Genomic DNA, 8998 nt, shown 5'->3' on the forward strand with positions numbered 1-8998 from the left:
CGAGGTCTCCGGTATGAAGTTCTTGCTTGGTCGCAGAACCAGATACCGGAGACCTCTTCAGTTGTCGATCACCGCCACGCCGCGACCTTCACCGGCCACCACGACTTCTGAAACACGCCTTAGTCGTCGCCGGCCGTCGACGGCTCGATGAGCCAGGGCGCCACCAACGGCAGTAACCGCAGGGATGGCGGCGGTCGAACGGGAGGAGTTGATCGTTGACCAAGCAGCGCCCGGACCAGGCAATCTGGCCGGTCTCGTACGGTGACGTGCCAGCCACCGCACCTGGCCGGGCGCCTGCCGTCCCACCCGTACGGACGAGTCCGACCAGCACCACCGGCGCTCGACGCGTGCTGAACGACGCAGGGCCCGCGGTGAATACCGGCAGAACCAGATCTCGGCGCCAGTCCCCGCGGTCCGTTCTCGCAGTGGCCGTGGGCGTGGCCGTCGCACTTGCTGGCGCAGCCGCCGCGTTCGGTCTTAATTGGTGGGGCAGCCAGCCGCACGACGACAAGCCACCCGCAGTGGCCTCCTCGCATTCGCCCACGCGTGAACCATTGGCGCGGCGCCAAGCAGCGCTCAATCGTGCTCGCTTCCCGGCCCCGGCCATCGCCGACTTCGCCGAGCCGTGGCTACCCACGGTCAGCGATTGCATTACTGATGTCAGCAGCGGCGGTCCACAACGCAGCACCGGCGAGCAGAGCCGCACACGCTGCACGGCCGGCTTCATCACTACCTACTGGATCTCCTACCACACCCTCGCTGACCGCGACCGCGCACAGGCCCGGTACCGGGCGCAGGCTGCAAATGCGCCGAAGCTCGCTCCCGGTGCCACTCCCCCGGTCGATCGGATCGCTCCCGGCGGCTCCCGCAAGGTGCAGTACATCGAGTACGCCTACGAGATCCCATCGGGAGAGCGCGCGGGGCAAGTCGTCGTGGCCGTGTGGTGGAGCGACCCGACTCAGCCAATCGCGGGAGTTTTCCTCGCCTACTGGTCGGAGGACTTGGGCTCCTCCTGGGTGCCACTACGCGACCTCTGGAACCAAGCCAGCTGACCATCGGCCCAGCGCAATTCTCGCAGCAGCAAACCTGCCGGAGTGGCACTCCCACTCATTCCGGGAACCGACCAACGTCGAACTGCGACCGAATTTCGATCTCGCCACCCTCCGCCACACGCAGCGTCAGGTCACGCTAATCAGGACCGCATGCGAGCCCTACCGCAGAGCCAGGTGCGCACCGCCGTGAACCGCCAAGTAAAGAGCAACACGATCTGTGGAACAGGTCCCCGTTATCCACAGGCTGGCAACTGCCGGTTGATCCCCACACCCGCGAAGGGCAGGGTAGCCATATGACCGAAAACATCCTCTACGCACAGCGGATTCTGACCGACGATTCAGACCCCGACGGAGTTGAGGCACTTAGCGCTCTTGTGATCGCCTATAAAGTGGCAGACTTCGTTGCCGCCGTCGCGAAAGACGATCCGGACCGATGGACATTTGCCAGCCTCAGCATCGCCGAGGGTATCGACCGGCTCACCCAAGACCTGCCCGGCGAGCTGATCCTTCCCCTCGACGCATCTGACATCGACGAGGACGCCGCCGCAACCATAAGCCAACCACTCCGCGCGTTGCTCACCACACTGGCTGCCTTGTACACCTCCGCCGCCGGTCGAGACAGCGAGCCACCGTGGCGACGGCTGACGTGGAGCTCAGTCGCACAGCACATCGCCCGCGCATTACAGGAACTGCCGTGACCTACGGCCATCATCTCGACGAGACCGCTCAGGCTCTGGCCACCGTGCAAGTCACCCTCCAGAACCCAGACCCCGGCGGGATCGCTGACTACGCCGCCGCAGCCATCGCCCGCACACATCTCTACAGGGCAATCGAGCGGCAAGTGGCCCGCCTCACCGCAAGGGGAGACGAAACGGAATTCGGCGGACTGCTCTCACAGGCTACCCAAACCACGGCATCCGATCTTCCTCTGCCGCCGCCTTCCATTCATCCGGTGGCGGTCGCGCTGCGCCAGGCAGCAGATTCTGCCCGTGCCGCCAGCGAAATCCTGAATAGCCACTTCGACCCAGCAAGCGGACGCCCCCGATCCTCGGAAGGCCACGCGATTCTGGCCGGGATTAATCGCGTTCAGAACCTTACGCACCTCGCCCAACTCGCCCGCGCGGCCAGCGAAGCTGATCGCATCCTTGCCGGCTGGCTGGAAGCCGGATACACCGCGGGTAGCCACCAACCCATCGTGCGCACCGCGATAGCCGACGCCCGCACCGCGAGTGCCGTCCTATACCCCGCCGCGAGCGCCATCCGCCGCACACTCGGGCGCACCCCCATCTACCACCTCCAGCCTCCTCCCCTTACCGACCTCGCAGAGAGATGGACCGCGCTCAACTCCCCAGCCGACTGCCTGACCGCCATGGACGTCACACGTGCCTGGCTGGTGCAGCACCACGGCAGCCTCACCGCGGCCGACCTCAACGCACTCACCCGTACCGGTCTCGCCTTGTCCTACGAGACCGACTACCTGGTCGGCCTCGCAGACGACCGCACCAACACCGGCGCCATCGGCTCCCTCGCCGGAGCCTGGCGTATCGCAGCCCGGGCTGCCGGCCACCTGCACAGCCTCACCAGGCCCGAGCCCGGCATCGGACCCGCCGTTCTCACCGCTGCCGAAGCCTGGCTCCGCAAGCAGCTACGCCCTGACGGCGGCTGGCGCGACCCTGACACCCTCCGGAACAGTCCCGACGCCGCCGCCTGGCTGACCCTTGGCCTCGAGCTCGCCGCCAGGATGCCCGACTTTGCCACCCTCGTCCACCGCGCAGCCCTGGCCGCCCTGCACCGCGGCGCCTTCCTCGAACTTGATCCCCGACAGCGGCCCGCACTCGCCGGCGAACCCGCAAGACGAGCCCTCTGGATCAAGGCCGGCCCAGCCAGCCCACAAGGCATCGTGCTACGCAGCGCCACCAGCCAACTACGTAGCCACGCCAGCTGGATGGCCCGCGAAGCCGGTGTCGCCGCCCTCCCCGGAATCAACGAGTCAGACCCTCCCAACGAAGCAAGCCGCCGTGAACTGCGCGCCCGACTTCGCCGCAGCGCAGTCACAGCTTCGACTCCCGCCATCCCAGACCAGCATCCTCTGCAGATCCGGTCACACAAGCCGTTCCAACAATCGCGCTTCCAGCCCCACCACCGGCAAACCACCATCGCGCAGCAGCAGGCCGACGAGCCACTGCTTGACTACCACCAGGGCCTCAACGGGCCGGGACTTTAGGTGTACCTTCCGTATCCTCAGCGAGCCGGCCGGAGGGCCCCAGCGGCATCCGCTCGCGCGAGGTCGCGAACCGCTTGGTAGGCGTGCTCCGCGCTCACGATGACCCGACGGTCAGCGCCGGGGACCAGCAGGACCACGTGGTGACAGCTTCGACACCAGGACGCTGAGCGCCACACCCACATCGCCCGCTCTGTCACCGCGCGCGATCCCTGGGCACGGTGCCGGAGGACACCCGCGAGCAACCCAGCGACGCCGCCCACAGCGGCCAGAACCGCCGCTGCGAACATACCCGCAGCAGAGTCCTGCGCGGAGGGCGATGGTGCGGCCAGCAGCCCGTAGCTGATGAAGACCACGATTCCCGCACATGCTGCTGCTACTGCCGATGGCCGCAACGCCGAACGGGGGTGAGGAGGGGGCCGTAGTTGCACAGCCAGAAGGCTCGACGACGCCGTGGCACTGCGGCTGGGTACGGCGAGCATTCCCCCGCCAGTGTCGTCGTGGACGTACGCGCCACTCGCGCCCCCGTTGCGCGCACCGCAGGCAGGGCGCGCATTCCAGTGGAGCCGCAGTGTGGGCAGGTCGCTCCGGTTGCCATAGCCGCCAGTATCGCGAGCGCCTAGGACATTCGGCTCCCGATCTCGCGCCCGTCTTGGTCTCAGCGGTCAGTTGGTCCCCACGGCACCCCGCATCGGTGAACGCGCGGGCGTCGCGGCGTAGGGGTCCGGCTCGCTCAACTCGGGTCGCCATTCGCCGAGCGGCACGAGGCCTGGCGCCATGAGCGTGTAGTCGCCGAAGAGCGCGGTGAGCTGCGCGTCTGTGCGGAGGGTGATCTCGGTTGCCGCTTGGGTGCGAAACACACTCTTCGCCGTTGACACGCTCGACTCTTTATATGTGTCCGTAACAGCCGCCGCACTCAGGTGCGAGAGCACCATCGCGCTGCCGGGGACAAGCCGGTCACGGATTGGTGCCACGACTTCATCGATCCGATCGTCGGGCACCTGCTGCAGCACCGCGCAATAGAGCAGCGCGGTGGGCTGGTCGAGGTCGATCACGCTGGCGAGGTCACCCTCGTGGAGGGCATTGATAATGAGGTCGGGACGGGTGAAATCGCCTTCGATGGCCCGGCAGCCCGGGATGCCCATCAAGAGCTCGTTGGATGCGACAACCGCGACGGGGTCGATGTCCACGTACAGCACTCTGCTGGTGCGGTCGACCGCCTGGACGATCTCGTGCACGTTGCCCTGGGTGGGGATGCCAGAGCCGAGGTCGAGGAACTGTCGAATGCCCGCTTCGGTCAGCACTCGGACCGCGCGCCGCAGAAACAGGCGGTTGGACCAGGCGATGTCGGCCGCGTCGGGAACAGCCTGCACGAGCTGTCGTGCGGCTTCGCGGTCTGCGGGGAAGTTCTGATCGCCGCCGAGGAGGTAGTCATAGATTCGTGCGACGGTAGCGCGGCCACCGCTGGCGCCGTGTGCATCCTTCTGTGTTTCGGCCACTGTTCTTTCCCCGTCCCTGCGCACCTGTGATGCCACGCCGTCGGCGCCGTCCGTTGTGGAGGCGGAGCCTAGTCGAACAGGCTCATTTCGGTGGGCCCTCATGATCAGGGGGCCTGCAGGTAACCGTTCGGGCGTTACACTCTGACCTTTGGTCCGGCACTGATCGTAGTGTCAGGAGGTGTGGATGGTCTGGGCTCGGGCGCGTCTCGCACGACGTCTGCGCAAGGCTGGCGTGCCGCCGCCGCCCGCTCCGTACACGGTGGACGCGTGGTGCGAGGCCATCGGGGGTGTTCGGGGCCGCCCCCTACACATACGCGGTGAACGACTGGGAGCCGAGCATCCGCCCGGTCTACTCGTTCGGCTCGACGGAGCCGACTACATCATCATCGACGCAGCGCTGCCCACGCTCGCGCGAGCGCAGACGGTTCTACACGAGGTCGCACATCTGGTCCTCGATCACGACGGCGATGCCCTACACGCAGACGTCGATGCTGCGCTAGAGGCTGAAGCCGAGTTGGCCGCTGACCTGCTGTGCCAGCAGATGGCCCACGCCGCTGGCAGCACCGCCGAACCTTCTACGCGGCAGGTAGCAGCTCTCTCGCGGATGCCGTTGAGGCTCTGGTCATCGCGGAGATGGACGGACCTTCGTGCGGACTGGCACGTCACCCAGTTGTGGATGACGCTGCGGGCGGGTATGCCTGACGCAAAGATCATCAGCACGAGCACGGGTGAGCAGGTCCCAGTAGAGGTAGGTGGTAGACACCACCGCCATCGACGGGTGATCGAGGTCCACGACGCGTTGCGGCTGCTGAGACCGTGGTGCAGTGGACAGGTTCACGACAGCGCGGAGCGGCGAGCCCTGCGATACCGGCTCGATTCTGCTGCTGTAGCTGCAGTCGCCGAAGCAGCGACGGTAGCGGTCGCGCTGCGTCGGCGCCAGGCCGCGCTGCCGCTCGCTGACGATTCGCCCTTCGTCGCCGCGCCCTTGGACGTGACTGACGTGCGGGCTGAGGCCCGCCGCCTGGCCAGGATGTCTCGCGCTCTGCATGACTCGCCCCTCGTCGCCGCCGAGGTGGACTGCTGGGTGCCGGTGATCGCGTCCGCCGATACCAGCGAGGCCTCTCCCCCTGCGACGTTGGCGCGTGGTCTAACCGTCATGCCGCTGCCAGACAGCGCGACGCGGCCTGGTCGTCCAGCGCGTGCGGTGTAAGCGCACGATCTGCGCCCCGTCGTGCAAGGCCGTCGGCTGCCACAGCGAGGCGTGATTCCGAACTTGACTCGGGAACATCTCGCCCCCGAACAATGGCCCACCGCCGAGTGCGCAGCCGAGCCTCGCCAACTCGTGTCGCTCCTCTTCGACGGTTATCCCGGGTGCGATGACCGCGAGGTCCAGGTCGAAGGCGAGGTCGGCTGCCGCGCGGATGACAGCCTGCGCCGGCCGCCAACCGGCGTCGAGTGCGTAGGCCGGGTCGAGCCGGAGGAAGCTCCAAGTGGCGGCGTTGAGCGTCTGAATGCTGCCCTGAATGCTGCCGTAGCTGCCCAGCAACAGCCGCACCCCGTACTGCCGGAGCAGGTCGGTCACGTCGCGGCCGGGCAGGCCAGTAGGTTGCGCCAGCTCCAGTACCAGAGATGACCCCGCCACAGCGTGGTTGCGCAGGAGATCACGGAGCCCGTCGACGAATCTGGGGGTGAGGGCGCGTGCGGGCACCGGCACCACCAGCGCGACGTGCGGCAGCGCCTCCCGCCAGGTCACCGCGGCGGACAGGGATCGCGTGAGCACCTTTCGTGCGAGGGCTTCCAGGCCGTCCTGGTTCGTCACGAGCTGGTAGATGTACTCGTCGGCGACGAGCACATCGTGCCGTGAGTAGAGGATTCGCGGCACGGACTGCATCATCACAATGCTGCCGGTGGTGAGGTCGACAATCGGCTCGTACGCGATCGACATCCGTGCGTCGACCAGGTCCCGGTCCAGGGCGCGGCCGTATGCAGGACCAGTGTGATATGACACCAAACGGTCTTGCCCCCGGCGAATAGCCCGCCACATCACCTGTTCTGCGGCGACGAGCAGCTCCGCGACATCGGCGGCGGCACCAGATGTCATTCCTGCGCTGGCCCGGACGTTGAGCATGCCCCGATCGGTGGTGACCGGGCGGCGTAGTGCCGCGACGGTCCAGCACGCCCGCTGGTACGCGGCGTCCCGCGGCACGGCCCACATGATGAGGGCGAACTCGGCGTCGCCGATACGTCCAACGACGGAGCCCGGATCCCCTGGGGCATGGCACAGCCTTCCGGCAAGTTCGTTCAGCAGCGTCAGAGCCGCATCCCTGCCGATCTGGTCCGCGAGAAAGTCGTAGTTCTCTAGGCGAACCGCGACCACATGGCACGTCCCGGTGGCGATCTCGGCGACGCGGGCCAGCAGCGTTCTGCGATTACAAAGACCGGTGTCCGAATCCTGGGCGGCTGCCACCTCATGCCGGCGCGCTTCCTGCTCCAGCAGGTCGTACGCGTGCGCGTTGTCGAGACTCGTCGCCAGGGTCGCAGTGAAAGTTCGTAGGGTGACACGTTCCCGCGCTGACAGTTCATCACCGACCCCGGCGAGATACAGCCGCACCACACCGTGCAGCCCGGTCGCGTTGTCCCCGAACTCGGACCGCACCGTTGGCCGCGACTCGACGATGTCGGGAGCGTCAGCTGCCGGCCCGTCGTACACCACCCGCGCATCGCCAGCGTCGCCACCAGCACGAACCAGCCGTTCGCTGCCATCGATCTCGATGTCAGCGGCCCGAGCACCGAACAGCCTTACCGCTCCGGCTGCGGCGGTGCGAAGAACGAAGTCGAGGTCACGCGCCGACAGTGCATCGCTCAGCACCGCCAGGTCCTCCCAAGCACGCCGCTCTTCGCGGATCTGAAGTCGATAAGTCAACGCGAGGTGCACGATAAGCATCACCGTCGGCAGCGCTATCAACGCTCGCAGGTCAAGCCCGGTAACGACCGCAACAAGACCTGCGGTGACGATCTCCCCAACGGCAACGATCAGGCGAGTCCGCCACAGATGGCGTAGAACAAGCAGGAACGGCCGCCCTGTCGCCAATCTGACCGTCGTGATCGTGACCAGTTCTTCCAGCGCCAGTACCGCCACCGCCGCCGTAAGGAACGCGATCATGTGCCGAACCAGATTCGGGTCGCCTACATCGGCTTCGGAGAAACCGGGCTGAAGGCCAAAGGAATACATAACCGACCCGGCCGCTGCCGCAGTGACCACATCCATGCTGCTGTTGTGGATCGTCTTGTGCAGGCCCGAGGACCGGGAACGGCTCACCACCAGCCGCGCCACACTGACCCCAACCGCCGTGCACAGGACAACCCACGGGACCGGAAGAGCGGAGGCGCAGACCAGACACGCCGTGGGCGTCAAGGTGATCCGGATCGGTACTCGTTGTGGAAGCGGCGCCGAGCAGATCGCGCCGACCGCCATGAGCGCTGCGCCCATGAAAAGGTAGACGGAATAGTAGAGCGCCGGCTGCCCCGCATGTGTAACCGCCCACACGAGGCACGCCAGCGCCGAAGCAAAAAGGATGGAAGTAAACAGGCCCAGCGCCCACTTCTCACGCTGGATCGGCATCAATCAGTCCCCCGCGATCATCAGCCCCAGCCCTTCCAAGTAGATCGTCCACAGTAGCAGCCCAGCAGCGGGCGTTCAGCCCCACTCGACGCCCTTACGCATTGCAGCACCCCCTTTCTCCGCTGTATCGACACCAGCCGGAACGTATGACCGCGCAAGGGTGCGTTTCAACACCAAAGAGTCGTTTTGGTCATCCATTGCGCACTGAGACGCTGCGGCGTGACAGCCCGTAGATGAGTCGCAGTAAGGGACTAGCCGTGAGTGCCGAAGGCTTCGATCGATTCCATTGCGCTCGAAACCCGACTAACGGAGTGCGATGCAATGATGGCGACGCGTAACCGCCTTCCCGATAGTTGCCGTCGCGGGCGCTGCCCGAGGTGGTGCGCAAGTACAACGAGTCGGCGGGTTAGCCGCCGGTAGGGCAGCTAGCCTCAGCCCTTCATTAAGGGCGGGTCCATATAGTGGATCTTGAAAGGGAGATGCCTTCCGGCCTGGGAAGATAGGACTTGCTGAGGGTCTCATCTATCCCGGACGGAAGGCACCTGTCAGGTGAAGGCTACCGGAACACGCCCGAAGATCATCGTCAGCGGCGACGGACGTGGCG

General features: G+C 66.3%; 6 protein-coding genes. 4 read left to right on the forward strand and 2 right to left on the reverse strand.

Translation table 11 applies throughout. From position 1 onward, the window contains the following. The first annotated feature begins 425 nt into the window (after positions 1-425). The 3 genes from ABD52_RS39500 to ABD52_RS34345 all read left to right on the forward strand — a co-directional run bounded on the left by ABD52_RS39500 (position 426) and on the right by ABD52_RS34345 (position 3276). Complete coding sequence (locus tag ABD52_RS39500; RefSeq protein WP_148062129.1) at positions 426-1052, forward strand: hypothetical protein; 627 nt, start codon at positions 426-428, stop codon at positions 1050-1052. A gap of 293 nt (positions 1053-1345) precedes the next feature. Then, a complete protein-coding gene (locus ABD52_RS34340) occupies positions 1346-1750 on the forward strand; it encodes a hypothetical protein (protein WP_030500434.1) in 405 nt (134 codons plus the stop codon). Further along, a complete protein-coding gene (locus tag ABD52_RS34345; protein ID WP_030500433.1) occupies positions 1747-3276 on the forward strand; it encodes a hypothetical protein in 1530 nt (509 codons plus the stop codon). The genes ABD52_RS34340 and ABD52_RS34345 overlap by 4 nt, the downstream gene beginning before the upstream one ends. 662 nt (positions 3277-3938) lie before the next feature. Here ABD52_RS34345 and ABD52_RS34350 read toward each other — a convergent pair. Beyond that, on the reverse strand, positions 3939-4772 hold the full coding sequence (locus ABD52_RS34350) for an SAM-dependent methyltransferase (protein WP_030500431.1): 834 nt from the start codon (positions 4770-4772) through the stop codon (positions 3939-3941). Positions 4773-4956: 184 nt separating this feature from the next. Between ABD52_RS34350 and ABD52_RS41790 the strand changes: the two genes are divergently transcribed. After that, positions 4957-5982: a DUF6545 domain-containing protein gene (locus tag ABD52_RS41790; RefSeq protein WP_082171438.1), complete on the forward strand. Its 1026-nt coding sequence runs from the start codon at positions 4957-4959 to the stop codon at positions 5980-5982. Here the strand turns inward: ABD52_RS41790 and ABD52_RS34360 are convergent. Continuing rightward, complete coding sequence (locus tag ABD52_RS34360) at positions 5920-8394, reverse strand: EAL domain-containing protein (RefSeq protein WP_052165556.1); 2475 nt, start codon at positions 8392-8394, stop codon at positions 5920-5922. The genes ABD52_RS41790 and ABD52_RS34360 overlap by 63 nt on opposite strands. Positions 8395-8998: the final 604 nt, after the last annotated feature.

The sequence above is a fragment of the Micromonospora sp. RV43 genome (genome assembly GCF_001029515.1).
Lineage (GTDB): Bacteria > Actinomycetota > Actinomycetes > Mycobacteriales > Micromonosporaceae > Micromonospora > Micromonospora aurantiaca.

Excerpts from the sequence above, each read along its gene's own strand:
- ABD52_RS34360 (WP_052165556.1), bottom strand. The coding sequence starts at position 8,394 with ATGCCGATCCAGCGTGAGAAGTGGGCGCTGGGCCTGTTTACTTCCATC.
- ABD52_RS41790 (WP_082171438.1), top strand. The coding sequence starts at position 4,957 with ATGGTCTGGGCTCGGGCGCGTCTCGCACGACGTCTGCGCAAGGCTGGC.
- ABD52_RS34340 (WP_030500434.1), top strand. The coding sequence starts at position 1,346 with ATGACCGAAAACATCCTCTACGCACAGCGGATTCTGACCGACGATTCA.